Here is a 17,696-nt window from a genome sequence, read left to right as displayed (position 1 = left end):
CTTCGACGAGGGGGCGGGCTTTTCCTTTGGCGGCTCCGAGCAGGGCCGGGCGGGCCTCAGGCCGCCCGCACGCCGGCCAGGAAGTGATCGACGGCGCCGCGCAGGTCGCCCGCCTGGCTCGACAGGGCGCTCGCCGCCGCGAGCACCTGGGCGGAGCCGGAGCTGGCGGTGCCGGCCGCCTCGCTGACGCCGCCGATATGCTCCGAGACCGCGCGGGTGCCGGCCGAGGTCTGGGCGGTGGTGCGGGCGATCTCGCCGGTCGCCGCGCCCTGCTCCTCGACGGCGGCGGCGATGTCGCCGCCGATCCGCGCCAGCCGGCGGATCACGTCGGTGATCCCGGTGATCGCCTGGACCGAGGCGTCGGTGGAGGCGCTGATCTCGACGACCTTGGTCGTGATCTCCTCGGTCGCCCGGGCGGTCTGGCCGGCCAGCGACTTCACCTCCTGGGCCACCACCGCGAAGCCGCGTCCGGCCTCGCCCGCGCGGGCCGCCTCGATGGTGGCGTTGAGGGCGAGCAGGTTGGTCTGGTCGGCGATCTGCGAGATCAGCCCGACGATCTGCGCGATGCTGCCGGCCGCGGCGGCGAGGCGCCGGACCTCGCCGGCCATGCCCTCGGCGTCGCGCTCGGCCGCCGCCGCGAGGTCGGCCGACGCGGTGACCTGGGTGCCGATCTCGGCGACCGACGCCGAGAGCTCCTCGGTCGCCGCCGCCACGGTGTCGGCCGACAGCGCCGCCTCGTGCGAGGCGTGGGCGACCTGCCGGCTCAGCGACGAGGCGTCCTCGGCCGCCCGGGACATGCCCTGCGCCGCCGCCTCGAGCTGGGTCGCGGCCGCCGAGACCGCCTCGACGATGCCGCCGACCCGGTCCTCGAAGCCGTCGGCAAGCTCCAGTGCGGCGGCGCGGCGGGCCGCCTCGGCGTCGGCCGACATCCGCTCCTGGACCGCGCGGCTGCGGCGGCGCTCGGCGACGTTCTCGCGGAATTCGACGGCGGCGGCCGCGATGGCGCGGACCTCGTTCGGGCCGCCCTGCGGGATCTCCACGGCGTCGTCGCCGCGGCCGATGGCGGTGAGCGCCCGCGACATCCGGGTCAGCGGCCGGGCCACCGCGGTGCCGAGGGCGAAGGCGAGGGCGCCCGACAGCAGGAAGATCGCGAGCGCCGCCCCCGACCAGATCGCCAGCGCCCGCTCGGCGAGCGCGCGGACGCCGCCGGCCTCCGCGGTGAGGTCGGCGGTGAGGCGGTCCTCGACCGCCTTGAGGCCGTCGATGCGCTGGGTCGCGAGGCGGAACCAGAGCGGGGCGTCGCGGAAGGCCAGCGGCTCGCCGGGCATGGTGTCGAGGGCGGCCTTGCGCAGGCGCGCCACCTCCTGCGCCGGGGCGGAGGCCTCGCTGGCGTCGAGCAGGGCGCCTTGGGCTGGCTCCGCCCGCGAGCGGAACAGGGTCTCGTAGGTGGCCTGGTCGGCCAGGAGCGTCGCGAGGCGGCGGGTCCCGGCGAGGTCGAGGCTGCCGGAGGCGAAGGCGGCGGAGGCCGCGGCGCGCTCCTGGCCGGCATACTCCTTCATCGTCAGGAAGGCGGCGTAGGACGCGGCGTGGTTGGCGATCCCGACATGGCCGATCACGCCCGACATCGCGCGGACCAGCCCGAGGCCTTCCCCGATCACGACGGTGTAGGCCGCGGCCGCCTGGGGCGCCGTCGGCCGCAGGGCGTCGACGCCGCCGCGCTGCGCGTCGAGGCCTTCGAGCGCCTGCGCGAAGGCGGCGGCCCGGGCGGTGAAGGCGGGGCCGTAGGCCGCCGCGCCGGCGGTGACGGCGGCGGCCAGGCCCTGGCGGGCGGCGTCGGTGCGCGCGCGCTGGGCGACGAGCTCGGCCTTGAACTGCGTGCCCTTCGAGGCGAGGAACAGGCTGGAGCCGCCGCGCTCGCGCTGGCCCTCGTGGACGAAGGCGCTGATCCGCGAGGCGAGGCCGACCAGGTCCTCGACCTGGACCACTTCGGCGCGCTGCGCCATCCGGTCCGCGATCGCGACCCCGGCCACCGCGGCGAAGGCGAGGCAAGGTGCCAGCGCGACCGCCACGATGCGGCCGCGCAAGGACATCAGAACACCGGTCGTCATCCGCTTGCCAATCCTTCATTCGCACAAGGCTTTGACAAATGATAAAGCCGCAGGTGGTAAACAGGCGGTTGCAATCTAAGATCAGCTCGATATTTCAGCACACCAATCGATACAACCGCAGGCTTCCTCAGTCCGGCAGGCCGGTTTGGGACGGGCCGTCATGCTTTCCGGACGCCTGGGCAAGGTCGGCGACGGACGCCGGGTGCGGTGTCGTCCTACGGAGGAGTCGCTCGCGACCGCGCGACGGTTCCGGGTCCGTCCAACTCCGAGGCGATCATGACCCGTACCCTCCTCGCAGCGAGCCTGCTGATCGCCGGCCTCGCCGCCGCCCAAGCCCAGACCGGCGACATGAGCTGCGCCGACTATCTCAAGGCCGACGCGCAGGCGCAGGCCTCGCTCAGCCCCGCCGACAAGGCGATGATCGCCGCCGACCCCCAGGCCTCCGCGCTCGACGCCAAGATGCGCGCCTACTGCAAGGCCAACCCGAAGGCCTCCTCCTCCGAGGCGATGACGAAGGCGATGCAGTAAGCCGGGAAGCGGCCACGCCTCGGCGCCGGGCCCAGGCGGGCGTGGCGTGCGCGGCGGCGGCCCGGAACGGCTGGCGAGTTGCCCGCGTACGCGTTTCGTTCTAGCAGACGCGCAAGCATGCCGGGCCTGCGTCCCGCCCGCCGCACCTTGCCGAAGGCTTCGGACGGACGACATGACCCGGCGCGGCGGTCGCATTCGCGATCGCCGGATCCCGCCCGCGTCGACGCCTCGAAAGACCGCCCCCGCCATGGCCAAAGCCGTCGCCGCCAAGACGCCCGCCGGGAAGAACTCCGCCGGGAAGACGCCTGCCGGCAAGACTTCCGCAGCGAAGACTTCCGCAGCGACGACTTCCGCAGCGAAGCCCCCCGCAACCAAGGCGCCGGCGGCCGGGAAGCCCGCGAAGGCGAACCCGGCCGTCGAGGCCGAGGCCGGCATCGACGCGAAGCTCGAGCGCCTGTTCGACCGCGAGACGCCGGCCGAGCGCGACCGGCGGGTGATCTCGGTGCGCGGCGCGCGCGAGCACAACCTCAAGAACGTCGACCTGACGATCCCGCGCGACAAGCTCGTGGTGTTCACCGGGCTCTCGGGCTCGGGCAAGTCGTCGCTCGCCTTCGACACGATCTACGCCGAGGGGCAGCGCCGCTACGTCGAGTCGCTCTCGGCCTATGCGCGCCAGTTCCTGGAGATGATGTCCAAGCCCGACGTCGACCAGATCGACGGGCTCTCGCCGGCGATCTCGATCGAGCAGAAGACCACCTCGAAGAACCCGCGCTCCACCGTGGGGACCGTCACCGAGATCTACGACTACATGCGCCTGCTCTGGGCGCGCGTCGGCATTCCGTACTCGCCCGCCACCGGCCTGCCGATCGAGAGCCAGACGGTCCAGCAGATGGTCGACCGCGTCCTGGCGCTGCCCGAGAAGAGCCGGCTCTACCTGCTCGCGCCCGTCGTCCGCGGCCGCAAGGGCGAGTACCGCAAGGAGATCGCCGAGTTCCAGAAGAAGGGCTTCCAGCGCCTGCGGATCGACGGGGAGTACTACCCGATCGACGACGTGCCGAAGCTCGACAAGAAGCTCAAGCACGACATCGACGTGGTGGTCGACCGGATCGTGGTGCGGGCCGACATCGCCGCCCGGCTCGCCGATTCCTTCGAGACCGCGCTCGAGCTCGCCGACGGCATCGCCGACATCGAGTTCGCCGACGTGCCCGAGGGCGAGAGCAGAGAGAAGATCACGCTTTCGTCGCGCTTCGCCTGCCCGGTCTCGGGCTTCACCATCGCCGAGATCGAGCCGAGGCTGTTCTCCTTCAACAACCCGTTCGGCGCCTGCCCGACCTGCGGCGGCATCGGCCACGAGATGCGGATCGACGCCGAGCTGGTGATCTCCGACGAGGCGCTCACCCTCAAGCGCGGCGCCATCGGCCCCTGGGCCAAGTCCACCTCGCCCTATTACGGGCAGACGCTCGACGCGCTGGCCCGGCATTACGGCTTCAAGACCGACACGGCCTGGTCGCGGCTTCCCGAGGCGGCCCGCGCGATCATCCTCTACGGCTCGGGCAAGCAGACGATCCGCTTCGACTACGACGACGGCATGCGCAAGTACGCCGTCAACAAGCCGTTCGAGGGCGTGATCCCGAACCTGGAGCGCCGCTACAAGGAGACCGAGAGCGACGCCGCCCGCGACGAGATCTCGCGCTTCATGAGCGAGACCCCCTGCGCCGCCTGCGGCGGCAAGCGGCTGAAGGTCGAGGCGCTGGCCGTCAAGGTCGCGATGGAGGATGTCGGCGCGGTCACCGCGCTCTCGGTGAGCGAGGCCCACCGCTGGTTCTCGGAGCTGCCGGCCAGGCTCACCGCCAAGCAGAACGAGATCGCGGTGCGGATCCTGAAGGAGATCCGCGACCGCCTGTCCTTCCTCGTCGACGTCGGCCTCGAATACCTGACGCTGGCCCGCGGCTCGGGAACGCTGTCGGGCGGCGAGAGCCAGCGCATTCGGCTGGCCTCGCAGATCGGCTCGGGCCTCACCGGCGTGCTCTACGTGCTCGACGAGCCCTCGATCGGCCTGCACCAGCGCGACAACGAGCGCCTGCTCGGCACGCTGAAGCGGCTGCGCGACCTCGGCAACTCGGTGATCGTGGTCGAGCACGACGAGGACGCGATCCTCCAGGCCGACTACGTCGTCGACGTCGGGCCGGGCGCCGGCATCCACGGCGGCCGGATCATCGCGCAGGGCACGCCCGCGGAGGTCCTGGCGCATCCCGAATCGCTCACCGCCAAGTACCTCACCGGCGAGAAGTCCGTGCGGACCCCGACGGCGCGGCGCAAAGGGCGCAAGGGCAAGCTCGGCGTGTTCGGCGCCCGCGGCAACAACCTGAAGAACGTGGACATCGAGATTCCGCTCGGCACCTTCACCTGCGTCACCGGCGTCTCGGGCGGCGGCAAGTCCACGCTGATCATCGACACGCTCTACAAGGCGGTGGCCAAGCGCCTGAACGGCGCGCTGGAGCACCCGGCGCCGTTCGACCGGCTCGAAGGCCTGGAGCACCTCGACAAGGTCATCGACATCGACCAGTCGCCGATCGGGCGCACCCCGCGCTCGAACCCGGCGACCTATACCGGCGCCTTCACCCCGATCCGCGACTGGTTCGCCGGCCTGCCCGAGGCCAAGGCCCGCGGCTACCAGCCGGGGCGGTTCTCGTTCAACGTGCGCGGCGGCCGCTGCGAGGCGTGCTCGGGCGACGGCGTCATCAAGATCGAGATGCACTTCCTGCCCGACGTCTACGTCACCTGCGACGTGTGCAAGGGCAAGCGCTACGACCGCGAGACGCTGGAGGTGAAGTACCGCGCCAAGTCCATCGCCGACGTGCTCGACATGACCGTCGAGGAGGCCGCCGACCTGTTCAAGGCGGTGCCGACGATCCGCGAGAAGATGGAGACCCTGAAGCGCGTCGGGCTCGACTACGTCAGCGTCGGGCAACAGGCCACCACCCTGTCGGGCGGCGAGGCGCAGCGGGTGAAGCTCTCCAAGGAGCTGTCGAAGCGCTCGACCGGGCGCACCCTCTACATCCTCGACGAGCCGACCACCGGCCTGCACTTCCACGACGTCGCCAAGCTGATGGAGGTGCTCCACGAGCTCGTCGACCAGGGCAACACCGTCGTGGTGATCGAGCACAACCTCGAGGTCATCAAGACCGCCGACTGGGTGATCGACATGGGGCCGGAGGGCGGCGACGGCGGCGGCGTGGTGGTGGCCGAAGGCACGCCCGAGCAGATCGCCGCGTCGAAGGCGAGCCATACCGGGCGCTTCCTGCGCGACGTGCTCGCCCGCCGCCCGGCCGGGAAGCCGCCGGCGTCCCGCGGGGCGGTCGCGCAGCCCGCCGCCGAGTAGGCGCGCCGTAAGCGACGGGGCGCGCCGCCGCCCCCGCCGAATGCCGGAAGCGGTCGGCAAGATCTGCCGAGTAGCCGCGCCGCGCCGCGCACGATTCGGCGGGCGGCGCGGCGGCCGCACGCGTCCGGGCACGGTCCGGCGGCTCGATCGAGGCCTTCGCGGCGCAGTCGAAGGCCTCGGACCGCGTCGGCGCCCGGGCGAACCGTCCCGCCCGCCTTGCCGAATCCTCCCGCTCCGCTTCCTCCGCCAAGGCGCTGAACGGCATGCGCTATTCTGCCGGATAGCGATCCCGTCCGCTGGGTTCCGGTCACTGTTGCGCCGCGACAAGATTGCGGCATTTGAGCAACGGTTCGGCTCTCGCTGATCAGATTCGAGGCATTCCACTGTCTTTCGCCGACGCTCTGTAGAATAGTTATCAGCGTTGAGACACGGGCCGGCTTCGTAGGGGGCGCTTGGCACATCTCGCACGGGAGCCGCGCAGACGGCAGACCGGCAAGGTAGTGCAGAGGCGGCGGGACGAAGCGCGGAAATCCTTGGGAAGGAACGAGAAAATGATCAAGAACTGGCTTGCCGCAGCAGCGGTGATGCTTTCGGTCGGCGTGACCGCGACGGAAGCCTTCGCCCAGACCACCACGATCCCCGGCGAGCAGGTCGGCCTGGCCACCGGCGCGCCGCTGCCCGAGGGCGTCTACGCGATCAACACCTTCATCTACCGCCGGCCCGACGCCACCTTCGGCGCCGACACCGCGATCAACATCCCGGTCCTGGTCTGGTCGACCCCGCTGGTGCCGTTCGGCGGCCGCGTCGAGCTGCTCGTCGCCCCCCCGACCGTGTTCGCCTTCACCCGCAACCGGGCGGGCGTCCCCAACCAAGACATCTCGATCAACGTCGGCACCTTCGTCGGCGGCATCTGGGCGTTCGACCTCGGCGGCAACGTCGGCGTCAGCGTGCTGGGCGGCGCCTACCTGAACGACCTCAACGGCGACCGCGGTTCGCTCGGTGGCGTCACCCCCGTCCTGCCGCAGCTCGCCTCCAACACCTACCGCGCCGGCCTCGCCGTCAGCTACACCGGAGACGGCTACAACCTCACCGCCAACCTCACCGGCAACTTCTACGACTCGCCCGGCCGCTTCGACGGTCGCGTCGGCGCCTTCCTCGGCCCGCAGGTGATCTCCGACGCCCTCAACCTCGACCTCACCGCCACGAAGAAGTTCGGCAAGTTCGAGATCGGCGCCGTCGGCTACGGCACCGTCAACGTCGGCCGCAACTCGGCCATCGTCGGCCGCGGCGGCCGCTTCGCCCTCGGCGGCCTCATCGGCTACGACTTCGGCGTCTTCACCGCCCAGCTGATGGTCGCCCGCGACGTCGTCACCTCGGCCACCTACGCCACCTTCGACGGCCGCACCCGCGACAACTACTCCACCGACGGCTTCATCCGCCTGATCGCGCCGCTCTACTCGGTCGCAGCCCCGGCCCCCGCGCCGACCCCCCTCGTCCGCAAGTACTGACATCGACGTCGGTGCGGGCTTCGTTCGCGAAGCCCGCGCAGCAAAAAGGGCTCCTCCCATGCCGCCGCGGCGGATGGGAGGAGCCCTTTTTTCGTTCCGACCGACGTCGAGCGTCGCGGCGCCTCCTCAGACCCAGGTGCGCTTGAGCGCGATGGTGACGCGCCCGCCGCCATGCTCCGCATCCGGGTTGCGCATCTCGCGCAAGCCCGGAGCCCGGCCCGTCGTCAGGTAGACGACCACCGTCAGCGCCAGCACCACCTTCGTCCGCATCGACCCTGTCCCGCTTGGTTAAGCGAGGCTGTGTAGGATCGCTTGGTTTTGACGAAGTTGCGCCAGCGCACCCCGGCCGGGTGTCCGGGCGATTCCCGTCGAACGTGGTTTGCGGATCGTGAACGCGACGCCAGTGGCGGCGCGGTTCAGTTCACCTCGACCTGCACCACGCCCGGCACCGCGCGCAGCATCCCGGCGATCTGCGGGGTGGCCTGGTACTTGTCGCGCAGCTTGATCTCGACCTCGCGCCCGCCGCCGTCGAGGAGCAGGATGAGCGAGACCTCGCCCTCCCCGCGCATGGCGAGGCGCTGCTGCACGGCGCCGATCGGACCCTCGTCGCGCAGGTAGATCCGCATGCCCTTCTGGTAACGGGCCACCGCAGCGTCGAGGGGTTCGGCGGCCAGGATCCGCGCGCGAACGTCCTCGCCTTCGAGGTTGGCCTGGAGCTGCAGCACCAGCGGCTGGCCCGGCTCCAGGATCTCGCGGTAATGTCCGAGGCCTTCGGAGAAGATGATCGCCTCGAAATGCCCGGTCTGGTCCGAGAGCGTGACGATGCCGAGCTTGTTCCCGGTCTTGGTGCGGCGCTCCGAGCGATCGAGCACCGAGGCGGCGACCTTGCCGACGCTCGACGTGCCGGCGCGGACCGAGCGGCAGAACTCCGCCCAGCTCTGCACCCGGAGCTTGCCCAGCAGGTCCTGATACTCGTCGAGGGGATGGCCCGAGACGAAGAAGCCGATCGCCTCGTATTCGCGCTTCAGTTTCTCGGCCATCGGCCAGCCCTCGTAGGCCGGGATGCGCAGGCTCACGTCGGTGGAGGTGACGCCGCCGAACATGTCACTGATGCCGGCGGTCTCCGCCTCGGCCGCGCCCTGGGCGAGCTTCATCATCGGCTCGACCGCGGCGCACGCCCGGGCGCGATCCAGCTCGATGCCGTCCATGGCCCCGGCCGCCACCAGGCTCTCCAGGGTGCGCTTGTTGACGTGACGCGGGTTGAGCCGGCGGGCGAGGCAGGCGAGGTCCTCGAACGGCCGCTCGCCGCGCGCCTCGACGATCGACTTCACCGCCTCGCGGCCGACGCCCTTGATCGCGGCCAGCGCGTAGCGGATGCGGCCCTCATGCACCTCGAAGGTGACGCCGGACGTGTTGATCGAGGGCGGCTCGACGACGATCTTGAGGCGCTGCGCATCCTGCCGGAATTCGGCGAGCTTGTCAGTGTTGTCCATGTCGAGGTTCATCGCGGCGGCGAGGAACTCGACCGGATAGTTCGCCTTCAGGTAGGCGGTCTGGTAGGTCAGCAGGGCGTAGGCGGCCGCGTGGCTCTTGTTGAAGCCGTAATCGGCGAACTTCGCCAGCAGGTCGAAGATCTCGTTGGCCTTGGGCTTGGTCAGCCCACCCTCGATGCAGCCCTTCACGAAGCGCTCGCGCTGGGCGTCCATCTCCGCGCGGATCTTCTTGCCCATGGCGCGCCGGAGCATGTCGGCCTCGCCCAGCGAGTAGCCGGCCAGGAGCTTGGCGATCTCCATCACCTGCTCCTGGTAGACGATGATTCCGAAGGTCTCCTTCAGCGCCGGCTCCAGCTTGGGGTGCGGATACCACGTCGCCTCGTTGCCGGCGTCGCGCCCGAGCTTGCGCTCGCAATAGACCGGGATGTTGGCCATCGGGCCCGGCCGATAGAGGGCGACCAGCGCGATGATGTCCTCGAAGCGGTCGGCCTGCATCTCGCAGAGCGCTTTTCGCATGCCGGCCGATTCCACCTGGAACACGCCGACCGTCTCGCCACGGCCCATCGGCGCGTAGGTCTTCTCGTCGTCCAGCGGCAGTGCCGCGAGGTCGACGATCACACCGCGCTGCGCCAACAGGTCGGTGCAGCACCGCAGCATGGTGAGCGTCTTGAGGCCCAAAAAGTCGAACTTCACGAGGCCCGCGGCCTCGACCCACTTCATGTTGAACTGGGTCACGCGCATCCCGGTCTTCGGGTCGCGGTAGAGCGGCACCAGCTGCTCCAGGGGCCGGTCGCCGATGACGACGCCGGCCGCGTGGGTCGAGGCGTGGCGATGCAGGCCCTCGAGCTTCTTGGCGATCTCCATGAGCCGGGCGACGACCGGCTCTTCCTCCATCGCCTGCTGCAGCTTGGGCTCGCCCTCGATCGCCTGGACCAGCGTCACCGGGTTGGCCGGGTTCTGCGGCACGAGCTTGGTCAGCTTGTCGACCTGCCCGTAGGGCATCTCGAGCACGCGGCCGACGTCGCGCAGCACGCCGCGCGCCTGTAGCGTACCGAAGGTGATGATCTGCGCCACCTGCTCGTGGCCGTAGCGCTCCTGCACGTACTGGATCACGCGCTCGCGCCCCTCGACGCAGAAGTCGATGTCGAAGTCCGGCATCGAGACGCGCTCGGGGTTGAGGAAGCGCTCGAACAGCAGGCCGAACCGCAGCGGGTCGAGGTCGGTGATCAGGAGCGCGTAGGCGACGAGCGAGCCCGCGCCCGAGCCGCGGCCGGGGCCGACGGGGATGTCGTGGTCCTTGGCCCACTTGATGAAGTCGGACACGATCAGGAAGTAGCCGGGGAACTTCATCCCGACGATCACGTCGAGCTCGAACGCCAGGCGGTCGCGGTAGCTCTGCTCGGTGAAGCCCTCGCACGGCCCGTGCTGCCGCAGGCGCAGCTCGAGGCCGGCCTCGGCCTGGCGCCGCAGCTCGGTCGGCTCGTCGGCGGCGACCTCGGCCGGCACGCCAGGCGCGGCCTCGGCCAGCGTGTCCTGCCTCGGGGCCGCCTCACCCGCCGCGACGCGGGAAAAGTTCGGCAGGATCGGCTTGCGGGTGCGGACGCGGACGGCGCAGCGCATCGCGATCTCGACGGTCGCCTGCAGGGCGTCCGGCAGGTCGGCGAAGAGCTCGGCCATCTCCGCGCGGGTCTTGAAGCCGTGCAGCCGGGTGAGCTTGCGGCGGCGGTCGTCGGAGACGACGCGGCCGTCGGCGATGGCGAGCAGGGCGTCGTGGGCGTCGTAATCGCCCGCCTTGCCGAAGAACGGCTCGTTGGCGGCGGCGATCGAGAGGCCGTCGCGGTCGGCCATGCGCAGCAGCTCGGCCTCGATCCGGCGCTCGTCGTCGAGGCCGTGGCGCTGCAACTCGACGTAGAGCCGGCTCTCGCCGAACGTCGCGCGCAGCGCCGCGAGGCGCGACTCGGCGAGGTCGGGGCGGTTGGCGCGCAAGGCCGCGTCGACCGGCCCGGTGAAGCCTCCGGTGAGCGCGATCAGCCCGTCCGACGCTTCAGCGAGAGCGGCGGCGGTCACGCAGGGCGCGTCGCCGAGGTTGGTGTCGAAGTAGGCGCGGCTCGCCAGCCGCAGCAGGTTGCCGTAGCCGACCTCGTCCTGGGCCAGCACCACGATGCTGCCGGGAGGCTTGGCGGCGCGTGCCATCGGGTCGATCGCCTCGAACGCCACCGAGAGCTGCATCCCGGCGATCGGCTGGATGCCGGCGCCGGCGGCCTTCTCGGAAAACTCCAGCGCGCCGAACAGGTTGTTGGTGTCGGTGAGCGCGAGCGCCGGCTGATGGTCGGCCAGCGCCGACTTCACGATGTCGCCGACCTTGAGGGCGCCTTCGAGCAGGGAATAGGACGAGTGGACGTGGAGGTGGACGAATCCGACCTCCTTGAGCTGGCGCGCCATGACGGTCCTTGTGCGGGTGCCCCAGGAATCCGTCCTTCGGCCGCAGGAGTCGATGGCTGGCGCGCTGCGATCTCCGATATCCACCGCCGATGTGGCGTTTGGGACGCTGGGTCTGCGACCGATTCTCCTGTGCACGGGCGCGCCGGCAACCTGTGCCGGCGAGCCGCCGTCAACGGATCGGCGCCAAGGCTACCGCCCACCCCGCCACCGCGACCGCGAGCAGCCCGAAGGCCATGAACTCCGCGACGCCGACCAGAACCATCCGCTTGAGCATGTCGGTCACTCCGTTTCGATGACCGTATTTTGTTCCTGTTTTGTTCTATGTAAAGCGTGCGCTCGTTCGACGTATCGACTTGGTTAGCGAAGCGTTACGAACGCATCCTTGGTCCGGAATCCCACCGATTCCACCCACCACCTTATCCTGAGGTGCGGACGCGAAGCGGAAGCCTCGAAGAAAGCCTCAAGTCTGCGCACGATCCATCGAGGGCTCCTTCGAGGCACGCTGGCGCGGGCACCTCAGGATGAAGGCGCGGGTTGGGCTGGCGGAGCGTTCCCCGCGGAGTCACCGCCCGCCGTGCGCGATCGACGCCGAAGTGGCTCTCGGGCCGGAGCGCTACACGTAGAGCAGGCAGGCAAGGAGGAAGAAGCCTTCGACCAGCAGCAGCGCGCAGATGATCGTGGTCGCCGCGGCGTCCTCGTCGATCGGGAAGCGTGCTGGCACCGGCTCCGACACGAGGGCACTCCGCATCCGGGGACCGCGACGGAGCGACGGGCCGGGGAGCCTCGCCGCGACCGGAACGGTATGCACCTTCGCCGGAAGGTCGGGGGACATTGACCCGGCGAAGGTGCAACCGGAGTGACAACGCAACTCCGGCCCGCCACGAATGCCACCGTTCCGTTGGGCAGACCTTTACGTACGTTAGGGATCTACAAATTTTTGCAATCGCAGATCGCCAAAGGTCTCGGATCGAAACCCTCGGATGCTTGGCTGTCTCGTCGATGGCCGTCGGATCAGGCGATCTTCAGGCTCTCCGACGTGTTCGACAGGTCCATCGGCTTCAGCACGCCGCCTTCGAGGCGGTAGGCGCGGTCGACGTAGGCGAGGACGCGGTCGCTGTGCGTCACGAAGATCTTGCCCCCGGGCAGCCGGCACAGGCTCTCGAGCAGGTCCTTCTCGGTGGCCGCATCGAGGTTGGCGGTGATCTCGTCGAACAGCATCAGGCGCGGCTGTCGGCAGATCGCGCGGGCGGCGAGCACGCGGCGGCGCTGGCCGGTCGAGAGCAGCGAGTTGTTGTTGGCGACGATGGTCGCGATGCCCTGCGGGAGCGCCTCCATCTCCGCGTCGAGGCCGACGATCGACAGCGCCTGACGGATCCGCTCCATCGGCATGTCCGGGTCGAACAGGCTGACGTTCTCGGCGACCGTCGCGGTGAACAGGCCGTCCTCCGCGAAGACGACGCCGAGGTTGGCGCGGTACTCCATCGCGCCGAACCGGCTGAGCGACTGCCCGTCGACGAGGACCGATCCGCTCGTCGGCTGCGCCACGCTGGCGATGACCTTGAGGAGCGAGGACTTGCCGGAGCCGGATTCGCCGACGATGGCGATGTGCTCGCCGGCCTCCACGTCGATCCGCAGGTTGGCCGCCCGCACCACCGGCCGTTCTTCGCTGCCGAAGGAGATCGCCACGTCCTGGATCTCGATGTCGCGGCGGATCGCCTTGCGGATCACCGTCGACTTCGCCGACGCCTCCGGCTCGTTCTGGATCACGTCCTCCAGGCGGCGGACGTGCGACTTGATCACGGTGAGATGCATGAGGTTGGTGGTCAGCGTGTCGACCATGGCGAAGAACGTGCCGCGCAGCGCGAAGAACGCGTAGAGCATGCCGATCGTCATCTGGTTGAGCAGCACGGCGGTGACGCCCGCGTAGAGCGTGGCGACGGTGCCGACGATGACGACCATGTGCACGGCGAGCTGGGTGTCGACCTGCAGGCGCCGGGAGATGAAGTCGCGCCCGGCATAGCGCGACAGCTTCTCGAACCAGCGCTGCTCGATCCGGCCGGCCACGTTGTGGGCCTTGACGATCTGGATGCGGTCGAGCCCGTCGAGCAGCGTCGAGACCTCGTCGGTCTTCGCCGTCAGCGCCTCCGTGGTGGCCTCGCGGGTGCGCCGCAGGAACAGCGTGCGCATGCCGATCGCCAGCGCCAGGGTCGCCAGCGCCATCATGGTCATGCCGACCGAGTAGTAGAACATCAGCGCGACCGAGATCACCGACACGCTGGTGTCGGCCAGCGACCGCACCATGCCGTCGGCGGCGAAGGCCTTGACCTGGTCGACCGAGTTCAGCCGGGTGACGAAGTCGCCGGGGTGCCGGGCCTCGAAGTAGCGCAGCGGCAGGCGCAGGCCGTGGCCGACGACCGAGCGCGAGAACTGCAGCTGCATGCCGATCGAGGCGCGCAGGATCAGCATGTCGCGCAACCAGTTGCCGACCGCCTCGAAGATCAGCATCGCCCCGAGGCCGACGGCGATGATCGCCAGCAGGTCGAGGTCCGATTGCGGCAGGACGAAATCGAGGGAGACCTGCAGCAGGATCGGCGAGGCGAGCGCCAGCAGGCCCACCGCGATCGAGACCGAGAGCACCTTCCAGAACGTCGCCCGGAACCCGCCGGTCGCCGTGATGATGGACCAGAGGGAGAGCCCGTCCTTCGAGACGATCTTCTCCAGAGAGACGCGCGGCTGGAACTCGAGGGCGACGCCCGAGAAGTGCTTGTCGAAGTCGGCGCGGGAGAACACCCGCCGCCCGACCGCCGGATCGTGGATGACGTACTTGCCGCGGGAGATCCGGTCGAGCACCACGTAGTGGCGGCCCTCCCAGTGCAGGATCGCCGGAAGCTTGAGGCCGACGAGGTCGTCGGAGTTCTCGACGCCGAGCGCGCGCGCGTCGAAGCCGAAGGTGCCGGCGAGCCCGTAGAGCTTGGCGACGGTCATGCCGCCTTTGAAGATCTGGTGGACCGAGCGCATGTACGGCAAGTCGACGTTGTGGCCGTAGGCGTTGGCCACCATCGCCATGCAGGCGAGGCCGCATTCCTGCTGTTCGTTCTGCAGCAGGGTGCGTACCTTCGGCTTGTCGGAGACGAACGGCATGCTCATGTTCGTCCCCTCATCGCGAAGATCGGATCGAGTACCCAGTCGATCAGGCGGCGGCGCTCGACCACCACGTCGGCGCTCAGCGTCGAGCCGACCAGGATCGGCCGCTCGGCGCCGTAGGCCTCGATCGTCCTGTCCTCGGGCTCGACTTCGATCAGGTACTTCGATTGCGGCGGCGGCCGCGGGCCGGCCTTGGCCAGCGACACGTCGAGCATCGCGCCCGGGTCGTCCTCCTTCGGGATGCTCATCGGCTGCCGGCCGATCGCCATGATCCGACCGTGCTTGATCCCGAAGGTCTTGTAGGGGAACGCGTCGTACTTCAGCACGACGCGCTGCCCGATCGCGAGCAGGCCCATGGTCTTCGAGGGCGCCTGGAGGCCGATGGTGAAGGTCGCGTCCGGGTCGCCCAGCGCCGCCAGCGTGTCGCCGACCCGCACGTCGGAGCCCTCGCGGACGTTGAGGGCCGCGATGCGGCCGTCGATGCCGACGATCACGTCCGTGGAGATGGCGGAGCGCGCCCGCTCGATCCGCGATTCGAGCTCGGCCAGCGCCCGCCCGAGCTGGGCGCGCTCGTTGGCGTTGGCCATCTTGTTCTGCTGCACCGTGCGGCGGCGCTCGATCTGGCTCGAGGCGAGCTGCGACACCTGCAGGCGCACGTCGAGGAGCTGGCGGGTGTAGTCCTGCCGGATGCGCTCCTGCGCGATCACCACGTCGCGGGTCACGTCGCCGAGCTTGAGGTAGGCCTTCAGCGCGGAGACGCTTGAGGCGAGCCGATTCGATTCGGCGATGGCGCGCAGTCTTGGTCCCGCCGATCGTCGCCCGATGGCGCGGCACGCACCGTCGAGGCTGTGAATCCGACGGTGGCCGCCTCACGGTGGCACCGGCCGCAGGACGAGATGCCTGACGGCCGCGTGCTGTCCGGCTTCTACGCGCGCAGGCGGTTCATCACCGCGGCGAGGGCGTAGGTCGCGCGGTCGCGGGCGAATTCGAGGTTGATCTTGGCGACGCGGGCGTCGGCCAGCTCCGCGACGGTGTTGAGCACGTCGACCACGGTCATCGACCCGATCTGCAGCTCCATCTGACGGCCGCGCACGGCGAGGGAGATCTTGCGGACGCGCTGGTCGGCCTGGGCGACCTGCACGATGGTCGAGCGGCGCTGCTTGAACGCGCTCGTCGCCTGGGCGATCAGCGTGTTCTCGAGGTCCTGCGCGGCATAGGATTTCTGGCGGGCCGCCGCGTGCTGCAGGGCGACGTTACCGAATTCGCCGGGCTGGTAGATCGGGATGATGGTCTGCAGCATCGTCGAGGTTTCGAGCACCCGGTACGGCGTCAACGAGGCCGGCCCGCGCCGCCCGTGCGTCACCTCCAGGCTTACTTGCGGCAGGAACTGGGCGTAGGAGGCCCGGGCGAGGTAGTCCGCCAAGGTCGCGTCGAGGCGGGCCGCGATCAGCGTCGGGTTGGCGGCGACCAGGATGCTTTGCAGCTCGTCCAGTGACTGCGGCAACAGACTGTTGGGGATCGACGGCAGCCCGCTCGGGTTGGCGGTCGGACCCGCGAGCCGCGCCAGCTCGACCTCGGAGGTGACGAGGCTGGCTTTCGCCTGCTCGAGGTTGGTGGTGGCCGCGAGCACGCGCGAATCGGCCAGGGCGGCCTCGGCGTTGGTGGCGTCGTGCACCTCGCGCCGCAGGGCGACGCTGCGGGCCACCTTCGCCACGTCGGCGATGGCCGCCTCGCGCAGGCGGACGATCTCGCGGTCGCGCAGGACGGCGAGGTAGGCGCTCGCGGTGTCGAGGAGGATCTGTTGCGCCTTGGCGTCCTGCAGGCCGCGCCCGGCCTCGGTCGCGCTGCGGGCCGCTTCCAGCTCGTTGTAGCGCTTGAACCCGTCGAACAGCGGCAGGCTCAGTTGGAAGCCCGACGTGTTGGGCTGCCATCGCTGCAGGGTGTCGCTGCCGCCGATCAGCGGATCGGAGGCGAAATCGGGGGTGTACTTGATCTTGCTGTCGAGGCGGCGGGTGATCGAGTAGCCCATGGTCGGCAGGAAGGCCTCGTAGCCGCTGAGCAGCCGGGCTTCGAGGGCCGCCTGGCGCTCGTCGTCCGCCTTGCGGTCGAAGCTCGTCCGGAGCGCCCATTCCATGGTCTCGCCGATCGTCTCGGCCCTGGCCCCGGCCGCGCCGAGGGCGCCGGCGGCGAACAGTATGCACAGGAGCGTCCGTCCGATCCGCGCGGCGGTGTCACCTCGGGGGGCGCCCGCCTTTCCGCCTGTCGATCCGATCCGCATCCCGATAGTCCGACCGCTCTACAAGGTAAGAATGTCCTCCTGATCCATGCGTCGTCGTGGTTAAATTGCCGTGAAGGCCGGAGCGGGAATAGCGCGCAATACTCGCCGCCGGCTTTCGAATGCCGGTATGCGTCCAGAAATGGGACAGAATGCTGCGCAGAGACCCTCCTGCAGGACGACGCCCGAGACAAACGCCGTTTGGCGCGCGTGCAGGCCGTGCTCAGGCGCGACCGGTCTCGTCGGCGAAGACCAGCATCAGCGTCAGGCTGGCGGTCAACGCCGTCCGCGCCTCCGCCTCGCCGGGCTGGATCGCCTCCATCGTCGCCCCGAGGCGGAGCGCCGCCCGGTGCCCCGGCAGCGCGCTGACGCCGTCGAGGGTGAAGACCGCGCGGACGCGGGAATCGACGCGCACCGGCGTCACGAAGCGCACCTTCTCGGCGCCGAGGTTCAGCACCGCCCGCACGCAGGGGTCGGCCGGCAGCACGTCGCCGAGGGCGCCGCCGAGCATCGACAGCGTCAGGTAGCCATGCGCCACGGTCCCGCCGAACGGGGTCTCGGCCGCGGCGCGGACGGGATCGACGTGGACGAACTGGTGGTCGTCGGTCGCCGCCGCGAAGCGATCGATCCGCGCCTGGTCCACCAGGGTCCAGGCGGACGCGCCGATCCGCGCGCCGACGCGGATGCGAAGCGTCGCCAGGAAGGTGTCGCGGGCGTCGGCGACCGGAGGGGCGGCGACGCGGTCCAGCAGGGTCTCGATCATCGAACGGGCCGTGGTTTTATGGGCAGGCAGGGGTGGTCGTGGGGCGCCCCGCG

General features: G+C 70.0%; 10 protein-coding genes. 3 read left to right on the top strand and 7 right to left on the bottom strand.

Annotation, left to right across the window (positions count from 1 at the left end; translation table 11 throughout):
• Window positions 1-56 precede the first annotated feature (56 nt).
• The gene (locus FV234_RS02115) at window positions 57-2,108 is read right to left on the bottom strand and encodes a nitrate- and nitrite sensing domain-containing protein (RefSeq protein ID WP_147762577.1); all 2,052 of its coding nucleotides are present in this window, start codon (window positions 2,106-2,108) and stop codon (window positions 57-59) included.
• A 276-nt stretch (window positions 2,109-2,384) separates the two neighbouring features.
• Here FV234_RS02115 and FV234_RS02110 point away from each other — a divergent pair, with 276 nt between their 5' ends.
• From FV234_RS02110 to FV234_RS02100, 3 genes are all read left to right on the top strand, one after another.
• Window positions 2,385-2,636, top strand: a complete 252-nt coding sequence (locus FV234_RS02110) for a hypothetical protein (protein ID WP_147754629.1) — start codon at window positions 2,385-2,387, stop codon at window positions 2,634-2,636.
• Window positions 2,637-2,883: 247 nt separating this feature from the next.
• On the top strand, window positions 2,884-6,018 hold the full coding sequence (gene uvrA, locus FV234_RS02105) for an excinuclease ABC subunit UvrA (protein WP_246686103.1): 3,135 nt from the start codon (window positions 2,884-2,886) through the stop codon (window positions 6,016-6,018).
• A 551-nt stretch (window positions 6,019-6,569) separates the two neighbouring features.
• Window positions 6,570-7,526: a transporter gene (locus FV234_RS02100; protein WP_147762576.1), complete on the top strand. Its 957-nt coding sequence runs from the start codon at window positions 6,570-6,572 to the stop codon at window positions 7,524-7,526.
• Window positions 7,527-7,652: 126 nt separating this feature from the next.
• Here FV234_RS02100 and FV234_RS26025 read toward each other — a convergent pair whose 3' ends face one another.
• From FV234_RS26025 to FV234_RS02075, 6 genes are all read right to left on the bottom strand, one after another.
• Window positions 7,653-7,796 carry a hypothetical protein gene (locus FV234_RS26025; protein WP_187273551.1) on the bottom strand — a complete coding sequence of 48 codons (144 nt, stop codon included), beginning with the start codon at window positions 7,794-7,796 and terminating at the stop codon, window positions 7,653-7,655.
• A gap of 146 nt (window positions 7,797-7,942) precedes the next feature.
• On the bottom strand, window positions 7,943-11,461 hold the full coding sequence (gene dnaE / locus FV234_RS02095) for a DNA polymerase III subunit alpha (RefSeq protein WP_147827950.1): 3,519 nt from the start codon (window positions 11,459-11,461) through the stop codon (window positions 7,943-7,945).
• 1,011 nt (window positions 11,462-12,472) lie between these two features.
• Complete coding sequence (locus tag FV234_RS02090; protein ID WP_147827949.1) at window positions 12,473-14,608, bottom strand: peptidase domain-containing ABC transporter; 2,136 nt, start codon at window positions 14,606-14,608, stop codon at window positions 12,473-12,475.
• Window positions 14,605-15,327 (bottom strand): HlyD family efflux transporter periplasmic adaptor subunit, encoded by a 723-nt coding sequence (locus tag FV234_RS02085; protein ID WP_147827948.1) that lies wholly within the window; start codon window positions 15,325-15,327, stop codon window positions 14,605-14,607. Before FV234_RS02085 ends, FV234_RS02090 begins: the two co-directional genes overlap by 4 nt.
• Window positions 15,328-15,530: 203 nt before the next feature.
• Entirely contained in the window at window positions 15,531-16,883 is a 1,353-nt protein-coding gene (locus tag FV234_RS02080) for a TolC family protein (protein WP_147827947.1), read from the bottom strand.
• Between the two features lie 220 nt (window positions 16,884-17,103).
• On the bottom strand, window positions 17,104-17,643 hold the full coding sequence (locus FV234_RS02075) for a MaoC family dehydratase (protein WP_147827946.1): 540 nt from the start codon (window positions 17,641-17,643) through the stop codon (window positions 17,104-17,106).
• Window positions 17,644-17,696: the final 53 nt, after the last annotated feature.

Origin of the sequence: Methylobacterium sp. WL8 (assembly GCF_008040045.1) — a bacterium.
GTDB classification, from domain to species: Bacteria; Pseudomonadota; Alphaproteobacteria; order Rhizobiales; family Beijerinckiaceae; genus Methylobacterium; species Methylobacterium cerastii.
The sequence above is the reverse complement of the archived record's forward strand: the minus strand, read 5'-3'. Positions and strand labels throughout refer to the sequence as shown.

Excerpts from the sequence above, each read along its gene's own strand:
- dnaE (WP_147827950.1), bottom strand. The coding sequence starts at position 11,461 with ATGGCGCGCCAGCTCAAGGAGGTCGGATTCGTCCACCTCCACGTCCAC.
- FV234_RS02090 (WP_147827949.1), bottom strand. The coding sequence starts at position 14,608 with ATGAGCATGCCGTTCGTCTCCGACAAGCCGAAGGTACGCACCCTGCTG.
- FV234_RS02100 (WP_147762576.1), top strand. The coding sequence starts at position 6,570 with ATGATCAAGAACTGGCTTGCCGCAGCAGCGGTGATGCTTTCGGTCGGC.
- FV234_RS26025 (WP_187273551.1), bottom strand. The coding sequence starts at position 7,796 with ATGCGGACGAAGGTGGTGCTGGCGCTGACGGTGGTCGTCTACCTGACG.
- FV234_RS02080 (WP_147827947.1), bottom strand. The coding sequence starts at position 16,883 with ATGCGGATCGGATCGACAGGCGGAAAGGCGGGCGCCCCCCGAGGTGAC.
- uvrA (WP_246686103.1), top strand. The coding sequence starts at position 2,884 with ATGGCCAAAGCCGTCGCCGCCAAGACGCCCGCCGGGAAGAACTCCGCC.
- FV234_RS02115 (WP_147762577.1), bottom strand. The coding sequence starts at position 2,108 with ATGACGACCGGTGTTCTGATGTCCTTGCGCGGCCGCATCGTGGCGGTC.
- FV234_RS02110 (WP_147754629.1), top strand. The coding sequence starts at position 2,385 with ATGACCCGTACCCTCCTCGCAGCGAGCCTGCTGATCGCCGGCCTCGCC.
- FV234_RS02075 (WP_147827946.1), bottom strand. The coding sequence starts at position 17,643 with ATGATCGAGACCCTGCTGGACCGCGTCGCCGCCCCTCCGGTCGCCGAC.